Annotated in this window: 15 protein-coding genes and 1 pseudogene; 11 read left to right on the top strand and 5 right to left on the bottom strand. The window is 66.0% G+C overall.

The features are described from left to right. Positions 1–13: 13 nt before the first annotated feature. Positions 14–913: an allantoinase PuuE gene (locus HY058_12380; GenBank protein ID MBI3498093.1), complete on the bottom strand. Its 900-nt coding sequence runs from the start codon at positions 911–913 to the stop codon at positions 14–16. A 214-nt stretch (positions 914–1,127) separates the two neighbouring features. Continuing rightward, a complete protein-coding gene (locus HY058_12375) occupies positions 1,128–2,063 on the bottom strand; it encodes a DMT family transporter (protein MBI3498092.1) in 936 nt (311 codons plus the stop codon). A 112-nt stretch (positions 2,064–2,175) separates the two neighbouring features. Here HY058_12375 and HY058_12370 point away from each other — a divergent pair, with 112 nt between their 5' ends. Further along, positions 2,176–3,381, top strand: coding sequence for a mandelate racemase/muconate lactonizing enzyme family protein (locus HY058_12370; protein MBI3498091.1), 1,206 nt, complete (start codon positions 2,176–2,178; stop codon positions 3,379–3,381). Here the strand turns inward: HY058_12370 and HY058_12365 are convergent. Beyond that, positions 3,359–4,756 (bottom strand): MATE family efflux transporter, encoded by a 1,398-nt coding sequence (locus tag HY058_12365; GenBank protein MBI3498090.1) that lies wholly within the window; start codon positions 4,754–4,756, stop codon positions 3,359–3,361. The genes HY058_12370 and HY058_12365 overlap by 23 nt on opposite strands. A gap of 133 nt (positions 4,757–4,889) precedes the next feature. On the opposite strand from HY058_12365, the gene HY058_12360 reads away from it, so the two are divergent. The 5 genes and pseudogenes from HY058_12360 (at position 4,890) to HY058_12340 (ending at position 9,577) form a co-directional block, all read left to right on the top strand. Next, the gene (locus HY058_12360) at positions 4,890–5,993 is read left to right on the top strand and encodes a P1 family peptidase (GenBank protein ID MBI3498089.1); all 1,104 of its coding nucleotides are present in this window, start codon (positions 4,890–4,892) and stop codon (positions 5,991–5,993) included. A 112-nt stretch (positions 5,994–6,105) separates the two neighbouring features. Next, a complete protein-coding gene (gene gfa / locus HY058_12355; protein MBI3498088.1) occupies positions 6,106–6,684 on the top strand; it encodes an S-(hydroxymethyl)glutathione synthase in 579 nt (192 codons plus the stop codon). Between the two features lie 94 nt (positions 6,685–6,778). Further along, positions 6,779–7,888 carry an S-(hydroxymethyl)glutathione dehydrogenase/class III alcohol dehydrogenase gene (locus tag HY058_12350; GenBank protein ID MBI3498087.1) on the top strand — a complete coding sequence of 370 codons (1,110 nt, stop codon included), beginning with the start codon at positions 6,779–6,781 and terminating at the stop codon, positions 7,886–7,888. A 145-nt stretch (positions 7,889–8,033) separates the two neighbouring features. Continuing rightward, positions 8,034–8,879, top strand: coding sequence for an S-formylglutathione hydrolase (gene fghA / locus HY058_12345; GenBank protein ID MBI3498086.1), 846 nt, complete (start codon positions 8,034–8,036; stop codon positions 8,877–8,879). A 25-nt stretch (positions 8,880–8,904) separates the two neighbouring features. After that, positions 8,905–9,577 (top strand): annotated as a pseudogene (locus tag HY058_12340) (sugar phosphate isomerase/epimerase). Positions 9,578–9,591: 14 nt separating this feature from the next. Here the strand turns inward: HY058_12340 and HY058_12335 are convergent. Beyond that, positions 9,592–10,485: a phytanoyl-CoA dioxygenase family protein gene (locus HY058_12335; protein MBI3498085.1), complete on the bottom strand. Its 894-nt coding sequence runs from the start codon at positions 10,483–10,485 to the stop codon at positions 9,592–9,594. Positions 10,486–10,865: 380 nt separating this feature from the next. On the opposite strand from HY058_12335, the gene HY058_12330 reads away from it, so the two are divergent. Further along, on the top strand, positions 10,866–11,876 hold the full coding sequence (locus HY058_12330) for a TRAP transporter substrate-binding protein (GenBank protein ID MBI3498084.1): 1,011 nt from the start codon (positions 10,866–10,868) through the stop codon (positions 11,874–11,876). 656 nt (positions 11,877–12,532) lie between these two features. After that, on the top strand, positions 12,533–13,807 hold the full coding sequence (locus tag HY058_12325; protein ID MBI3498083.1) for a TRAP transporter large permease: 1,275 nt from the start codon (positions 12,533–12,535) through the stop codon (positions 13,805–13,807). Between the two features lie 121 nt (positions 13,808–13,928). On the opposite strand, the gene HY058_12320 is transcribed toward HY058_12325, so the two are convergent. Next, positions 13,929–14,693 carry a glucose 1-dehydrogenase gene (locus tag HY058_12320; GenBank protein MBI3498082.1) on the bottom strand — a complete coding sequence of 255 codons (765 nt, stop codon included), beginning with the start codon at positions 14,691–14,693 and terminating at the stop codon, positions 13,929–13,931. A gap of 282 nt (positions 14,694–14,975) precedes the next feature. Here HY058_12320 and HY058_12315 point away from each other — a divergent pair, with 282 nt between their 5' ends. The 3 genes from HY058_12315 to HY058_12305 are packed head-to-tail and all read left to right on the top strand — an operon-like array spanning position 14,976 to position 17,597. After that, complete coding sequence (locus HY058_12315) at positions 14,976–15,998, top strand: dehydrogenase (GenBank protein ID MBI3498081.1); 1,023 nt, start codon at positions 14,976–14,978, stop codon at positions 15,996–15,998. Positions 15,999–16,009: 11 nt separating this feature from the next. Continuing rightward, positions 16,010–16,831 (top strand): aldolase, encoded by an 822-nt coding sequence (locus tag HY058_12310; protein ID MBI3498080.1) that lies wholly within the window; start codon positions 16,010–16,012, stop codon positions 16,829–16,831. A gap of 19 nt (positions 16,832–16,850) precedes the next feature. Next, positions 16,851–17,597 carry an SDR family oxidoreductase gene (locus HY058_12305; protein ID MBI3498079.1) on the top strand — a complete coding sequence of 249 codons (747 nt, stop codon included), beginning with the start codon at positions 16,851–16,853 and terminating at the stop codon, positions 17,595–17,597. Positions 17,598–17,713: the final 116 nt, after the last annotated feature.

The raw sequence follows: 17,713 nt of genomic DNA, 5'->3' as shown, positions 1-17,713 counted from the left end.
GATGGGGCTTCGCTCATGGCGGGGCCGGGTGCTGGGAATGCCAGTGCCGGGCAATGTCGATGCGCCGGCAGATCCAGACCCCGGCGTGGCGGGCTACATAGTCGAGGAAGCGCTCCAGCCCTGCGGCCCGGCCGGGATGTCCCACCAGGCGGAGATGCAGGCCGACTGACATCATCTTCGGATGGCTCACCCCTTCGCGATAGAGCATGTCGAAGGCATCCTTGAGCAGCTCGAAGAACTCGCCGCCGGTGATGAGCCCGCCGCGGATGAACTTGGCGTCGTTGTTGACGAGGCCGTAGGGCAGGATCAGATGATCCTTGCCGTCGACCTTGACCCAATAGGGCAGCTCATCATTGTAGGCGTCCGAGTCGTAGCGGAAGCCGCCTTCCTCGACCAGGAGCCGGCGGGTGTTGATGCTGGGGCCGTAGCGGCAATACCAGCCTTCAGGCCGCTGGCCGATCGTTCGCTGGATCGAGGCGACGGCGCGGGCGATTTCGGCGCGCTCCGCATCGATGCTCATCTGCTGGTGCCGCGCCCAGCGCCAGCCATGGCAGCACACATCGAAGCCCGACGCGCGGACCGCCTGGGCGACCGCGGGATTGCGCTCGAGGGCCAAGGCGCAGCCGAAGACCGTGGCGGCGAGCTTCCGCTCCTCAAGGAGGCGGAGCACCCGCCAGATGCCGACCCGGCTGCCATATTCGAACATCGACTCGGCGGCGAGATCGCGGCCGGAGAAGTCGCCGCTGCCGCCCTCGGTCAAACCCACCTCGGAGGCCTTGTCGCCGTCGGGCACCGAAGGCTCGGAGCCTTCCTCGTAATTGATGACGATATTGAGGGCGAGCCGGGCCCCGTTCGGCCATTTCGGATCGGGCGGGTTCGCTCCGTAGCCGACGAAGTCGCGGACGAGGTGCATCGCCGATGCGTCCATCGCAGAAATCTCCCCCCGTCTCGACGAGCGATCCAGAAGCGGATGGTATTGGTTCTGGACCGGTGGTCAAGCCACGGTAGACGCTTTGCCGTCCGCTCGGCGCCCCCACCCCAACCCTCCCCCAACACGTTGGGGGAGGGAGCTCGAATGGTACCGTCCCCTCCCTCGCCGAAGGCGGGGGAGGGTGAGGGTGGGGGCACTATTCCAACATACGAGTCTCGCTCGCTGCCGCCGTCCGCCTCATTCGGGCCACCGCCGCCTCGCGGTGGGCGATGTAGACGGTGGAAGCGAAGATGACGGCGCCGCCGATCCAGGTCCAGCGATCCGGCACCTCATCGAAAAGCGCATAAGCGACGAGCGCGGTGAAGGGCAGGCGGGTGAAGTCATAGGGGGTGAGCGCCGAGGCTTCGGCGAGGACATAGGCTTGGGTGAACAGCAGCCAGCCGAAGGTGCCGAGCGCGCCCAACAGCGCCAACAGCGCCCAATCGCTCCCAACGGGCAGACGCCAGACAATCGCCGCCGGCAGCGCCGCGAGGCAAGTGGTGAACAAGGATTGATAGAAAACGATCGACACCGTTCGCTCGTGCTGGGTCATTTGCTTGATCACCAGCGCCACCGCGGCGAACACCATCGAGGAGAAGAGAGCGAGGCCGGCCGCCCAGGTGAAGCCCGCGACTCCCGGTCGCATGACGATGATGACGCCGAGGAAGCCGACGCCGACCGCGGTCCAGCGCCGCGCCCGCACGATCTCGCCCAGGAACAAGGCGGCGCCGGCGGTGGCAAAGAGCGGGGTGGTGAAGCTGAGGGCCGCGGCATCGGTGAGCGGCATGGATGTCAGCGCGGTGAAGAAGGTCAGCATGGCGACGACATGCCCCAGGCTCGACAGCACCAGGCGTCCGGAATTCCTCAGCCGGAGCCGGACGAACCCCATGCTGCCCAAGAGCGGCAGGACGGCGATGAGCCCGAAGAAGTTGCGGAAAAACGCGATCTCGAAGGGATGCAGATCGGCCGCGAGGAGCCGGACCAAGGCATTCATGAGCGCGCCCGATGCGGCGGCCACGGCGATCAGGAGTGCGGCCAGCACCCCCGGCGGAATCCAGCGGAGCGACTGGGCGGCACGGCGTCGGGCGAGCATGGGCGGCGGGAATCCGTCGGTGGCCGCCGGAATAGTACCTGCAATTCCGCGGCCCCGCTCTGCTAGTCTCTGCCGATCGCGGGCGGCTGTTGGCAAATCACCGGGGGAGACGATGAAGATCACCGAGTTCGAGACCATCCAGCTCGAGGAGTTTCCGAACATCCTCTTCGTCCATGTGCACACCGATCAGGGGCTGGTGGGCTTGGGCGAGACTTTTTTCGGCGCCAAGGCGGTGGCCGGCTTCATCCACGAGACCGCCGCACCCCGGCTCCTCGGCCAGGACGCGCTGGCGATCGACAAGCATTCGAAGGCGCTCCTCAACTACTACGTGGGCTATTCCAGCTCGGGTGCGGAAGTGCGCGCGGCCTCCGCCATCGACATTGCACTCTGGGATCTCCTGGGACAGGTGACGGGGCAGCCCATCCATCAGCTCCTGGGCGGGCTTACCCGCGAGCGCGTGCGCACCTACAACACCTGCGCGGGATACCAGTATGTGCGCTCCGCCGGGCGCCAGGGGGTGGCCACCTTCGCCGTCGGCAAGAAGTCGAAGGCGCGGCCGTATGAGGACCTGGATGCGTTCCTCAACCGTGCCGACGAGCTCGCCCACTCGCTTCTCGAGGAGGGTATCACCGGCATGAAGATCTGGCCCTTCGACTTCGCCGCCGAAGCCTCGGGCGGGCTCTACATCTCCGCCGGCGACTTGAAGAAAGCGCTCGAGCCCTTCGCCAAGATCCGCAAGGCGGTCGGCGACAAGATGGACATCATGGTCGAGCTGCATCTCCTGTGGAACCTGCCGACCGCCAAGAAGATCTTCGCCGCGCTCGAGGAGTTCAATCCCTTCTGGTTCGAAGACCCGATCAAGATGAACAACTTCGATGCGCTGGCCGAGCTTGCCGCCACCACCCGGGTCCCGATCACCGCCAGCGAGACCTTGGCCACGCGCTTTGCCTTCCGCGATCTCATGGCCCGCAAGGCGGCGGGCATCATCATGCCGGACCTCTCCTGGGTCGGCGGAATCTCGGAGGCGAAGAAGGTGGCGACCATGGCGGAAGCGCACCATCTGCCGGTGGCGCCGCACGATTGCACCGGCCCCATCACCTTCGTCGCCTCCATCCATCTGTCGCTGAACGCACCGAACGCGCTCATCCAGGAATCGGTGCGCGCCTATTATTCCGATTGGTACCGGGAACTGGTGACGGTGATGCCGCGGATCGAGAAGGGCTACATCTATCCGATGACCGGCCCGGGCCTCGGCACCAAGCTCAAGCCCGAGGTCCTGAAGCGCAAGGACGCGATCATCCAGCGCTCGAAGCTTTAGAGAGAAGCCGCCCGCGCCGGCTCCAGCGCCAGAGCATGAGGCCGGCCACGGTGGCGAGGCTGGCGGCAAGGCCGATCCAGACGCCGATGCCGCCAAGGTCGAAGCCGAAGCCGAGCGCGGCGGCGAGTGGGAAGCCGACGCCCCAATAGCCGATGGCGGCCAGCAGCATGGGTACCTGCGTGTCCTTGAGGCCGCGCAGCACTCCGGTGCCGATGGTCTGGGTGCCGTCGAAAACCTGGAAGAGGGCCGCCACGGCGAGAAAGGTGACGGCGATGGCAGCCACGGTCTCGTTGCCGGGCAGGGATTCGTCCAGAAAGAGCCGAACGATCGAACGCGGCACTATCCAGATCGTGACCGCCATCGTGCTCATGAAGCCGGCGCCGAGCGCGAACGCGAGCCACCCGGCCCGGCCGGCCGCAGGGTGATCGCCGGCGCCGATATGGTAGCCGACCCGGATGGTGGCAGCTTGCGAGATGCCGAGTGGTACCATGAAGGTGGTGCCGGCGACCTGGAGGGCGATCTGGTGCGCGGCCAGCGCGGCCGTGCCGACATAGCCCATCAGCAATCCCGCTGCCGAGAACAGGCCGACCTCGAGCATGAAGGCGCCGCTGATCGGCAAGCCGAGCCGAAACAGCTCGATGAGCCGCCTGGGCTTGAAGCGCGCGAGTCCATGCCACAGCCCGAGCCGCCTCAAGCGGGGGTGGAGGAGGACATAGGCCGCTAGCAAGACGAACATCACGGCGTTCACCGTGCTGCTGGCGATGCCGGAGCCGATGATGCCGAGCGCCGGTAGGCCGAAATGCCCGAAGATGAGGCCGTAATTGAAGATTGCGTTGAAGAGGACGCCGAACATGCCGATGGCGAGCACGACGTTGACCCGGTCGAGGACAGCGATGAAGGACCGGAGCACAGTGAACCACATCGCCGGCGCCAGGCCCCAGAGCAGCGCGCGCAGGAAGATCTCCGATTGCGCCGAGATCGCCGCGTCTTCGCCGATGAAGCGTAGGAAATCCCCGCCGAACCACAGCGAGCCGGCAAGCGGTGCGGCGACGAGGGTGCTGGCCCACAAGCCCTGATGCAGCGCATCCGCCATGGCGTCGTCGTCGCCGCGTCCGCGCGCCTGGGCCGCCATCGGCGCCACGGCAATGGCGATCCCAAGCGCGGACACGAACATGATGAAATAGAGATTCATGCCGAGCGATGCCGCCGCCAGCGACTCCGAGCCAAGCCAAGCCAGCAGTATCACGTCGGTGGTGTTCATGGCGATGAAGGAAAGCTGCGCCAGCGCAATCGGCGCCGCCAGCCGCAAGGTGGCGCGCGCTTCGGTCAAGAGCGGCGCGAAGCCGCTGACCCAGCTCGCTTGAACTCGTTGCATGGGGCCGCACACTACCGGGATAACGGTTCCGGGAGGAACCCATGATTCTCGGTGGCGCCGGAAGCATCTCGACGGGCCCCCAACCGAGACGGCATGATCCCTCGCAACCCAATGAGAGAGTCGCATAACTGCCATGGCCACGACCCGTCCCCGTCTTCGCGAGCTCGGCATCACCGTCGGCAAGCTCGAGCCCGGTCCGCTCAACGCCATCACCGACGTGCCCGGTGTCGCCGTCGGCCACGCCACCATCATCGCCGACCATCCCCATGTGCTGCGCACGGGTGTGACCGTGGTGATGCCGGAAGCCGACCCCTGGAGCCACGAATTCTTCGCCGGCGTGCACTCCTTCAACGGCTGCGGCGAATTCACCGGCTGGATCTGGCTCGAGGAATCCGGCTGCCTCACCTCGCCCATCTGCCTCACCTCGACCTATTCGGTGGGGGCGGTGCGCGACGCGCTCATCAGCATCGCCGGCGACCGCGGCCATCGCCGGCACTGGCATCTGGGCCTGGTGGGCGAGACCCATGATGGCTGGCTCAATGATGGCTATGCCATGGCGGTGACCCGCCGCGAGGTTGAAGCGGCGATCGATGCCGCTCGCTCCGGGCCGGTCGCCGAGGGCGCCGTCGGCGGCGGCACCGGCATGATCTGCCACGAGTTCAAGGGCGGCATCGGCACCGCGAGCCGCCTGGTCGAATGCGGTGGCGGACGCCTCACCTTGGGCGTGCTGGTGCAGGCGAATTACGGTGCCCGCGAGGATCTCCGCGTCGACGGCGTCCCCGTGGGCCGCGCCATCGGCAAGGACCAGGTGCCGAGCCCCAGGGACAAGCCGTTGGATGCCGGCGGCTCGATCCTGATCGTGGTCGCGACCGACGCGCCGCTTCTCCCCATGCAATGCCGCAGGCTGGCGCAGCGCGCCGCCTCGGGCCTGGGGCGCACCGGCGGCTTCGGCCACAACGGCTCCGGCGATCTCTTCATCGCGTTTTCGACCGGCAATCGCCTGGAGACCAAGGGCGACGATTTCCTGACCCACGGACCGGCGCGGCCGCCGATCCATGTGGCCATGCTGCCCAATGGCGAGATGAACCCGTTGATGGTGGCGACCGCCGAGGCGACCGAGGAGGCGATCTTGAACGCGCTCTGCCGGGCCGAGACCATGCGGGGCATCGACGGCCGCATCGCCCATGCGTTGCCCTTGGATCGCCTGCAAGAGATCTGGCGCAAGGAACGGGGGTGAGCCAAGCGCCATTGATCCCGCGGCCGGAGACCAATACCGTAGCCTGAACTCGCGCGGATGAGACGCGGGGGCTCTTGGCGACCACGCCGATTCACGATGAGGGAGAACGTCCATGGCACCTACGAATTCGATTCATCCATTGATTGATGGCGGCCTCAAACCCGGCTCTAAGAGCTTTACGGGCGGAACGCTCGTCTGCAAATGCGCTGAGAAGCCGGTCAAGGTGGCGATCAAAGGGCAGGTCGCGCACAACCATGCCTGCGGCTGCACCAAATGCTGGAAGCCGAAAGGAGCGGTGTTCTCGGTCGTCGCCGTCATTCCGCGCGACCAGTTGAGCGTGACCGAGAACGCGGACAAACTCGCAACCGTCGATCCTGCGGCGACGATCCAACGCCATGCCTGCAAGAGCTGCGGCGTGCACATGTATGGCCGCATCGAGAACAAAAAGCATCCGTTCTACGGGTTCGATTTCGTCCATCCGGAGCTTTCCAAGGAGACCGGCTGGCAGGAGCCCCAGTTCGCGGCCTTCGTGTCGTCGATCATCGAGTCGGGCGCGGATCCAAGCCGGATGGGGGCGGTTCGGGCGCGCATCAAGGAGATCGGGCTCGAGCCCTATGATTGCCTGTCGCCGGCTCTGATGGATGCGATCGCCACCCACACCGCCAAGGCATCGGGCGTCCTCAAGAGCTGATCAGGATGGGTGGTGCGCTCGGAGCGGAGTTCCCACGGGCGCACCCTCATCAGCGGTTCGGCGATGTATTCGATCTCAGGACAGGAAGCGGAACATGAAGATCAAAGCGGCCGTTGCTCATAAGGCTGGTGCGCCCCTCACGGTGGAAACGGTCGACCTCGACGGCCCGAAGGCGGGCGAGGTCATGGTCGAGGTGAAGGCGACCGGCATCTGCCACACGGACGAGTTCACGCTCTCGGGTGCGGATCCCGAGGGGCTGTTTCCGGCCATCCTCGGCCATGAGGGGGCGGGTGTGGTGGTCGAGGTGGGTCCCGGGGTCGCGAGCCTGAAGAAGGGCGACCACGTGATCCCGCTTTACACGCCGGAATGCCGCCAGTGCAAATCCTGCTTGAGCCGCAAGACCAATCTCTGCACCGCCATCCGCGCCACCCAGGGCAAAGGCGTGATGCCGGACGGAACCAGCCGCTTCCAGCTCGGCGGCAAGCTGGTGCACCACTACATGGGCTGCTCCACCTTCGCCAACTACACGGTCTTGCCGGAGATCGCGCTCGCCAAGATCCGCGCGGACGCGCCCTTCGACAAGGTCTGCTACATCGGCTGCGGGGTCACCACCGGCATCGGCGCCGTCATCAACACCGCACGGGTCGAGCCGGGAGCGAACGTGGTCATCTTCGGCCTGGGCGGCATCGGCCTCAATGTGGTGCAGGGGGCCCGCATGGCCGGCGCCGACATGATCATCGGCGTCGACATCAACCCGGCGCGGGCGGCGCTGGCGCGCAAATTCGGCATGACGCATTTCGTCAATCCGAAGGAGGTGAAGGGCGATCTGGTGCCGCATCTGGTCGAGCTGACCAAGGGCGGAGCCGACTACAGCTTCGAATGCGTCGGCAACACCGATCTCATGCGCCAGGCCTTGGAATGCTGCCACCGCGGCTGGGGGATGAGCGTCATCATCGGCGTCGCCGGCGCCGGCAAGGAGATCTCGACCAGGCCCTTCCAGCTGGTCACCGGCCGGGTGTGGAAGGGGACCGCCTTCGGCGGCGCCCGCGGCCGCACCGATGTGCCCAAGATCGTCGACTGGTACATGGAGAAGAAGATCAACATCGACGATCTCATCACCCACACCCTGCCGCTCGATCGCATCAACGAGGGCTTCGAGCTCATGCATGCCGGCAAATCGATCCGCACGGTGGTGGTCTATTGAGCCTCATGCTCATCGCTGCGGCCGTCCTCATGCTTCGCCCTTCGATAAGCGAAAAGACCGCGCAGCATGAGGGCTTGGGAGTTGGCCTCATCCTGAGCTCGTCGAAGGATGAGGCCGCCGCCGAGCCGGGTTCGGAACCGCCGCGATGAGCGACGTCACCACCATCTCCGAGAACAAGAGCTACGGCGGCTGGCAAGGCTTCTACAGCCATGAGTCGCGCCTCTGCGGCGGACCCATGCGGTTCTCGGTCTATCGGCCGCCTCAGGCCGGGAACGGTCCGGTCCCGGTCCTCTACTACCTGGCCGGGCTCACCTGCACGGAGGAAAACTTCCCGGCGAAGGCCGGCGCCCAGCGCGTTGCCGCCGAGCTCGGCCTCATGCTGGTGGCGCCCGACACCAGCCCGCGTACGGCGCGGTTTCCCGGCGATGCCGAGTCCTGGGATTTCGGCCAAGGGGCCGGGTTCTATGTGGATGCTACGCTCGAGCCTTGGGCTCAGGCCTACCGCATGTACAGCTACGTCACCCAGGAGCTGCCGGCGCTGATCGAGGCACATTTCCCCGCCCGTGGCGACCGCCGGGGCATCTTCGGCCATTCCATGGGCGGTCATGGCGCGCTGGTTTGCGCGCTGCGCAATCCCGATCGCTTTCGCACGGTCTCCGCCTTCGCCCCGATCGTCGCCCCCATGCAGGTGCCCTGGGGCCAGAAGGCCTTCACCTTCTATCTCGGGACCGACCGCAATGCTTGGCGCGGCTATGACGCGAGCGAGCTGGTGCGCCATCAGACCCTTGGCTGGCCGATCCTCATCGACCAGGGCACGGCCGACAAGTTCCTCATCGAGCAGCTCCGTCCGGAGCTCTTCGAGGCGGCATGCCAGGAGGCGGGGCAGAGCCTGATCCTCCGCCGCCAGCCCGGCTACGATCACAGCTATTATTTCATCGCCAGCTTCGTCGAGGATCATCTGCGGCATCATGCAAGGGGGCTCGCCCTCTAAGCCAAGCCCGATCGGGAGGAGCGCCATGCAGAGACTCTTGGTCTACCAGTCGATGTGGGCGATGGAGCGTCGCCACCCCGACGGCAAGGAGTGGTCGCTGGAAGAGAAGCTGACGAAGATCCGCAACGCCGGCTTCGACGGCGCCGGGGTGCATTCCCTATCTCGAGGGTTGGCGGCGTCTCGCCGAGGAGGCCGGCGTGCGCCTGCATGTCGAGACCCACCGGGACCGCATGACCACCGACCTCTTCTTCACCCTCCATCTCCTCGACTGCTTCCCCGATTTGAAGTTGACCGGCGATCTCTCCCACTATCTCGTCGGCCGCGAGTTCGCTTGGCCGGTGGCGGAAGAGAATCATCGCCTCATGCACCGCATCATCGACAATTGCTGGGGCTTCCACGGGCGGGTGGCGAGCCGCGAGCAGGTGCAGGTCCCGATCAGCTTCAAGCACAACAAGCCCTGGGTCGACCTGTTCATGGGCTGGTGGGAATACGGCTTCCGCTCCTGGCGGCGGCGGGCACCCGGGGACGCGACCTTGACCTTCCTCTGCGAGCTCGGCCCCAAGCCCTATGCGATCACCGATGCGAACGACGCCGATCTGTCGGATCGCTGGCAGGAGGCGCTGATGATGAAGGACATGATCCGCGACCTCTGGGCCCGCATCGAAGCCGAGGCGCCGAGCGTCAAGGCGGCGGAGTAGGGGCGCGCGCTCCGCTAGCGCGCCGGGACCAGGCGATCTTCGTCTTTGGGCGTGAAGTAGCGGTGCTCGAGCTCGCGCTGGTTCTCGTAGATCGAGCCCTGGTTCGGCGCCGGCGGATAGGGAAGCCGGATCGGACACCGCTCCATCCGCGGCTCCAAGGTCTCCTCGCCGGCGACCAGGAGCGAGCGATAGATATCGAAATTGCTGGGCGGATGGATGAGCGGCCAGGCATCGGCGGAGCGATACTGGTGCAAGAGGAACCGCCGGGGCCGGGTCGAGGTATTGGGCGCCGAGCCATGCACGGTGCGGACATGGTGGATGGTGATGGAGCCGGCCTTGCCGATGCAAGGCTGGGCCTTCTTGAAGTCGATATTGGCCCGGATCGGATCGATGCCGCCGACGAAGTGCCCGTTGACGTGGTGGTCGCAGATCGGCCCCTTGTGGCTGCCGGGGATCACCAGCATCGGCCCGTTATCCATGCCGACATCGTCGATCATGATGCCGACGGCGGCGAGATCGTCATTGGTGTGGGGGTAGAAGGCCCAATCCTGGTGCCACTCCACCGGCGAGCCGAAGCCGGGCGACTTCATGTTGAGCTTGGAAAGATCGAAGCGGACATTCGGGCCCCAGAGCGCCACCAGGCAGGCGACGATGCCCGGATGCTTGACCATGCTCGTATAGGTGGGGTGCCACTGATGCGGGGTCTTGATCCGCCTGACCCGGGGCCGCTCGGGGGTGTGCCCATCTTCGAGGTCGTAGACCTCGTTATGCTGGGTGACCTTGGCGGCGCCGGCGATGACCTCGTCCGTCGCGCCCCGGAGCGCGTCGACCTCTTCGGCCGACAGCACGTTGGGCACGACGATGTAGCCCTGACGGCGATATTTCTGAATGTCCCTCTGGGTCAACATCTCCACCCTCCGGATTGCGGCCCGATCAGGCCCCGCGCCTTTGTCCGAAGCGTAGGTTTTCGCATGCGAAAAGGCAAGGCGTCGGGACGTCGCACCCGACCGCCGGGGCGGTTGGACCCGCGGCCAACCCCGGCGTGACGGTTTCCAAATCGAAATGCCGCTCACGCTCCCCGGCTCGGCAGGACGCGGAGGTGTGTTCGCGTGTGCCGTGAGCCGTATTCCGGGTTATTCGCCCGCCCCTTCATGGTCATGGGTTGCGTCGGGCTGGGCCGCCTGTTTACGATGCGAACAACAGCAAGGCGCGACCGGTCACGAACCGGTCGCGCACGGCCGCCACGCTATCGAGGTGAACGGTGGCCGCACAACCGAAGGGGGGAGCTATGTCGATCGCACGGGGTTGCGGCCGTTTTGTCCTGGCTTGGACGGCGGTGCTCGCATTGGTGCTCATCGGCGGCATTGAGGGAGCCAGAGCCCAAACCAAGCTCACGTTCTCGCATCACGTGCCGACGAACCACATCCTGCACGAAGCCGCCGAGCGGTTCGCCAAACGGGTCTCCGAGCTGACCCAAGGCCAGGTGACGGTCGAGGTTCGCCCGGCCTCGCAGCTGTTCAATCTCAGGACCTCGGCGGAAGCCCTCCAGCTCGGCACCCTGGATTTCGCTTGGACCGATCTGGGCTCGCTCGCCAACTGGCAGCCCTATCTCGGCTTCACCTCGGTGCCGTTCCTGTTCAACGATTTCGATCACGCCTTCAAGGTGCTCTACGGCCCGATCGGCGAGCAGGTGCGCAAGGAGGTGCTGGAGAAGCTCGGCATCGACATCCTCTCCCTCGGCGCCTCGGGCTTCCGCATCTTCGTCTTGAAGAAGCCGGTGCACATGGCCGACGATTTGAAGGGGATGAAGCTGCGCGTGCCGGAGATCCCGGTCTATGTCGACATGGCGAGGGCACTCGGCACCAACCCCACGCCGATCCCGGCGGGCGAGATCTACACCGCCTTGCAGACCGGCGTGGTCGATGGCATGGAAGGCCCGCCGGACTTCGTCGAGACCGGCAAGCTCTTCGAGGTCGGCGGCTATGCGACCCGCACCTACCACATCATGACCGAGGTCTCGCTGATGGCGAGCGCCAAGCGGCTCGGCGCCTTGCCGCCGGCCCATCAGAAGGCGGTGCGCGATGCCGCGGTCGAGGTGGTGCAGGGTTGGTACAAGCAGGAGAATCTGAAGGCCCAGGAATCGTCGATGCAGATCCTGAGAGGGAAGCTGAAGATGGACGAGAAGCCCGACATCGCCTCCTTCCGCGCCAAGATGGGCCCGGTCATCGACAGCTTCGTCGCCAAGGTCGGCCCGAAGGGCCGCGAATACGTCGACGCCGTGCTCGCCGCCGGCAAGTGAGGCGGCAGACCGCGTCATTCGTCGCCTTCCTGGCATGCGAATGCCCCCACCCCAACCCTCCCCCATGCGAGGCATGGGGGAGGGAGCTCAGACTTATGTTGACACCCTCCTCCGCCGTAATCGGCGGGGGAGGGCAGGGGTGGGGGCATCATGAGCTCGACGCACATCGATAGGGCGCTCGCCTTCTGCGACCGCCTGCATCAAGGGCTGCGCACGCTCCTGGTGCTGCTGCTCGCCTTCTACTTCGCCCTCGTGCTGACCCAGGTGTTCTTCCGCTATGTGCTGAACGAGTCCCTGTTCTGGGCCGAGGAGGTGGTGCGCTACAGCCTGGTGTGGAGCGTGCTCCTGGGTTCCGCGGTCGTCGCCTATCAGCGCGCTCATATCCGCATCGAGCTCTTGGAGCTGCTGCTGCCGCCGGCAGCCCGGCGCGTCGTGCACTTTCTCTCCGATGCGCTGACGCTCGCTTTCATCTTGATCCTGATGGTGACCGGTATTCAATTCGTCGAGCGCACCATCTTCCAGCATTCGGCCTCGCTCGGCGCGCCGATGTGGGCGGTTTACGGCGCGGTGCCGACCGCTGCCGCGCTGGAGACGATCTTCACGCTTTCCGCGTGGTGGCGCGGCCGGCCGGCCGCGGCCGCTCCGGAGGCGATGATTTGCCCGTCGGTCTCATGGTCGTGCTGTTCTTCACCTTCCTCGCCCTCGGCTTGCCGATCGCCTATTGCATGGGGCTGTCGGCGATCGTCACCCTCCTGGTCGAGGGGCAGATTCCCCCACTTCTGCTGGCCCAGCAGTTCTACAGCTCCCTCGACAACTTCGCGCTCTTGGCGGTGCCGCTGTTCATCCTCGCCGGCGAGCTCATGAATGTCGGCGGCATCACCGAGCGCCTGGTCGGCTTCACCCGAAGTCTGTTGGGTCATATCAAGGGCGGTCTCGCCCACGCCAATATCCTCACCAACATGTTCATGGCGGCGATCTCCGGCTCGGCCGCCGCCGATGCCGCCGCGATCGGCTCGATGATGATCCCGGCGATGAAGCGCGACGGCTACCGCACGGATTTCGCCGTCGCCGTCACCGCCTCGGCGGCACTCATGGGCCCGATCATCCCGCCCTCGATCGTGGCGGTGATCTATGGTTCGATCACCGGCATCTCCATCGGCGCGCTACTCCTGGCCGGCGCGGTGCCGGGGGTGATCGCCGGCTTCTTGATGATGCTGGTCGCCTGGCTCATGGCCGACCGGGTCGGTGGGCGCGCCTCCAAGCGCGCCACGCTCAAGGAGCTGGTCCATGCCACGCTTCGCGTGCTGCCGGCAGCGGTCATGCCGACGATCATTCTGGGCGGCATCGTCACCGGCGCCTTCACGCCGACCGAGGCGGCGGCGGTTGCGGCCTTCTACGGGCTGGTCTTCGGCCTGATCAGCCGGCGCTTCACCCGCGAGAGCCTCTACGACATCTTCTCCAATGCCGCCTTGGTCTCGGCCAGCGCGCTCATCACCTTGGCCGGCGCCGGGCTCTTCAGCTGGGTGTTGGCGCGGGCCGGCACCGCGGAGGTCGCGATCAAGGCACTCGCCACCGTCACCACCGATCCCCAGCTGGCGCTCCTGATCATCCTCGCCTTCCTGTTGTTCCTTGGCTCGTTGGTGGAAACCGTGCCGGCGCTCATCTTGAGCGCGCCGGTGCTGCAGCCGATCGTCAAGACCCTCGGCTACGACCCCGTGCATTTCGGCTGTCTGGTGCTGATGATCCTGGTGGTGGGTGCCGTGATGCCGCCGGTCGGCATCGTCGCCATGATCTGCTGCCGCATCGGCGGCATCGCCTATGCCCGGGTCTTCACCATGCTGCTGCCCTTCGTCGGCGTGTGGTGCACGCTCATCCTCTTGGTCGCCTATGTGCCGATCCTGGCGCTCTGGCTGCCGCATCAGCTGCGGTAGGTTTTCAAGGATTCACCACGGAGACACGGAGGGCACGGAGCGACGAGAAATCTTCTACGCGCAAAGCGCGCCACGATCCGACTCTTCCCCGTGTTCTCCGTGCCTCCGTGGTGCATCTCCTTCACATGACCGAGACCAGCCCGCCATCGACGGTCAAGAGGTGGCCGTTGACATAGGCGCCGGCGGCCGACGCGAGGAAGATGGCCGCACCCCCGATCTCCTTCGGCTCGCCCCAGCGCTGCATCGGGATGCGGCCGGTGCTCCAGGCCATGAACTCCTGGTTCTTGAGGAGGGCGGTGTTCATCTCGGTTGCGAAGAAGCCCGGCGCGATCGCGTTCACGGTGATGTTGTGCTGGCCGAGCTCGGCGGCGAGCGAGCGGGTGAGCCCCCACAGCCCGCTTTTAGCGGCGACATAGGCATGCACCGTCGGCCGCGCCAACAGCGACATGACCGATGCGGTCATGATGATGCGGCCCGAGCGCCGGGGCAGCATGTGGCGGGCGGCCTGCTGGGCCAGGACGAAGCAGGCGCTGAGATTGGTGTTGATCACCCGGTTCCAGTCGGCGAGCTCCCATTCGACGAGCGGTTTCCTGTGCTGGATGCCGGCATTGCTCACCAGCACGTCGAGCTGGCCATGGCGCTTGGCCACGGCATCGACTCCGTCGCGGGCGGTCTTTTCCTCCGACACGTCGAAGGCGGCGACATCGGCCTTGTGCCCGGCCTTGACGAGCGCCTCGGCCCGGGGCCGCAACGTCGCCTCCTGCCGGCCGTTCAGCACCACCGTGGCGCCGGCCTCGGCCATGGCCTCCGCCATCTCCCAGCCGAGTCCGCGGGACGCGCCGGTCAACAACACGACCTTGCCCGCCAAGGAAAACGTCTCAACCATCGCGCGGCCTCCCATGACCCGATTGCTTCTGTCCCGAGACTAAGGCGAAGCCCAATAGGGATGAAAGCCTTTGACGGTTGGGGCAAGCTAGCCCTAGCCTCAGGAAAGGAAAGATTTACCACGGAGACACGGAGGACACAGAGAAGAGATGACGCTCGCGCGCGCAAAGCGCACAAGATTTTCTGATCTTCTCCGTGTCCTCTGTGCCTCTGTGGTGCATCTCATTCGTCATTGCCGTGCTTGACGCCGGGGTGACGCAAAACAAAGAACGGACGCACCTGTATGGGCGGGAACAAGTTCCGCATCGGCATCACCCGCGACAATCTCCGCGCCGACGGCAAGCCGATCTTCGATGCCTCCGTGCTCGACATGCTGGCGGACCCGATCGTCGAATGGGAATTCATGGAGAGCCCTGAGATGGAAGTCTCGCCGGGTGATGCCCAGCGCTATGACGCCATCTGCGCCATGCTGACCCGCATCACGCGGAAATCGCTCGCCGGCAATCAGCGCCTGAAGCTCATCGCGCGCTTCGGCGTCGGCTACGACAGCATCGACGTGCCGGCCTTGACCGAGGCCGGCGTTCTCCTGACCATCGCTCCCGACGGGGTGCGCCGGCCGGTCGCCATGGCCGCCGTCACCTTCGTGCTGGCGCTGGCGCAGAAGCTGCTGATCAAGGATCGCTTGACCCGCGCCGGCCGGTGGCAGGACAAGCTCGACCATATCGGCACCGGGCTCTCCGGCCGCGTTCTCGGCATGCTCGGCATCGGCAATATCGGGGCCGAGGTGCTGCGCCTCATCCGCCCCTTCGACATGACGCCGATCGCGCACGATCCCTTTGCCACGCCGTCCCATGCCGCTTTGCTCGGCGCCGAGCTGGTGGAATTCGACATGCTCTTCCGCCGGGCCGATTTCCTGGTGGTCGCCTGTCCCCTGAACGAGCGCACGCGCGGAATCGTCGATGCCCGAGCGCTGGCGCTGATGAAGCCCAGCGCTTATCTGGTCAACATCGCCCGCGGGCCGATCGTGGACGAGACGGCGCTGATTGAAGCGCTCGGCGACAAGCGCATCGCCGGAGCCGGGCTCGATGTGTTCGAGACGGAGCCGACGCCGTCCTCGAATCCTCTCCTCGGCATGGAAAACGTCATCGTCACGCCGCACGGCATCTGCTTCACCGATGAGTGCCTCGCCGGTCTCGCCCGCAGTGCCTTCGGGGCAGCACTCGATGTTGCCCACGGCAAGGTGCCGCCGCATCTCGTCAACAGGGACGCGCTCGGCCATAAGCGGCTGGCGGCGCTCCGCGGCTAAGGGAGAGGCTCATGCGCGACAACCCAATCAAGCGCCGGATTGCCGAGGGCGGTCGCGCCTACGGCACCATGGCCTTCGAGTTCTTCACCCCCGGCCTGCCGCAGATCATCAAGGCGACTGGTGCGGAGTTCGTGATCTTCGACATGGAGCATTCCGGCGTCGACATCCACACGATGAAGGCACAGATCGCCGCTTGCCGCGGCATCGATCTGGTACCCATGGTGCGCGTACCAGCCACCCAATACCACTTCATCGCCCGGCTCCTGGATGCGGGCGCCATGGGCATCATGGTGCCCATGGTGGAGACGGTGGAGCAGGCGGAGCTGATCGTCTCCTCCACCCGCTACCCGCCCGCGGGCCGCCGCGGTGCCGCCTTCGGCGTCGCCCATGACGACTATCAAGGCGGCTCGGTGGTCGGCAAGATCGCCAAGGCCAATGAACGCACCCTGGTGATCTGCCTCATCGAGACGCCGAAGGGCGTGGAGAACGTCGATCGCATCGCTGCCGTGGACGGCGTCGATGTCTGCTGGCTCGGCCACTTCGATCTCACCAACTTCATGGGGATTCCGGCCGAGTTCGAGCATCCACGCTATCTGGATGCGGTCAGCCGCATCGTCGCCGCCTGCGACAAGCACGGCAAAACGCCGGGTTTCCTTGCCTTGGACGACACCTGGGCCCGCGACTACACCGCAAGGGGGTTCCGGCTGATGGGCTATGGCATGGACATCACGCTCTTCCAAGGAGCACTCCGCCAGGGCATTCAGACCCTGAAGACTGCGGCCTCGACGGTGAACGAGCGGCGGACAGGCGCTAGGCCGAAGAAGCGACGCTAGGAACCAGGGGAGCTGATCGATGCCAGGAGTGCTCATCGTCACCGGCGGCAGCCGCGGCATCGGGGCCGCCACCGCGCGGATCGGCGCCAGGGAGGGCTATGCCGTCTGCGTCAACTACGCCAAGGCCAAGAACGCAGCCTTGAGCGTGGTCCGCGCCATCGAAAAGGCCGGCGGCCGGGCGATCGCGGTCAAGGCCGACGTGGCGAAGCCCAAGGAGGTGGCGCGGCTCTTCGCCACCGTCGACCGCACGCTTGGGCCGGTGACCGCCCTCGTCAACAATGCCGGCATCGGCGGCCCGCTAAAGCGGGTGGATGAGCATGACGAGAAGAGTCTCTCCCGGCTCTTCGCCACCAACACTTTCGGCTGCTTCTATTGCGCCGCCGAGGCGATCCGGCGGATGTCGAGGAAGCAGGGCGGCAAGGGTGGGGCCATCGTCACCATCTCGTCCGCCGCCGCCAGGCTGGGGGGCCTTCCGAAGCTCGTCGCCTATGCCGCCAGCAAGGGGGCCGTCGACAGCTTCACCATCGGGCTGGCGAAGGAGGTCGGCAAGGAGGGCATTCGGGTGAACGCCATCCGCCCGGGCATGATCAAGACCGACATCCTGGGTCCCATAGGCGGCGACAAGCTGATCGCACAGATCGCGCCGTTCGTTCCTCTCGGCCGCGCCGGCACTCCCGAAGAGATCGGCGAGGCCGCGATCTGGCTCTGCTCGGACGCCGCCTCCTACGTGCACGGCGCCATCATCGATGTGTCGGGAGGACGGTGAGAAGATTTTAGGAGGCAACCGCAGAGGCCGCGGAGGAGCGCAGAGAGCGCAAAGAAGGCGCGCTTCGCGCTAATGAGTTCTCTTCGTCTCCGCGGTCTCTGCGCTCCTCCGCGCTC

The sequence above is a fragment of the Pseudomonadota bacterium genome (assembly GCA_016195085.1).
Classification (GTDB): Bacteria; Pseudomonadota; Alphaproteobacteria; order SHVZ01; family SHVZ01; genus JACQAG01.
This window is presented reverse-complemented; position numbering and strand designations above follow the sequence as displayed.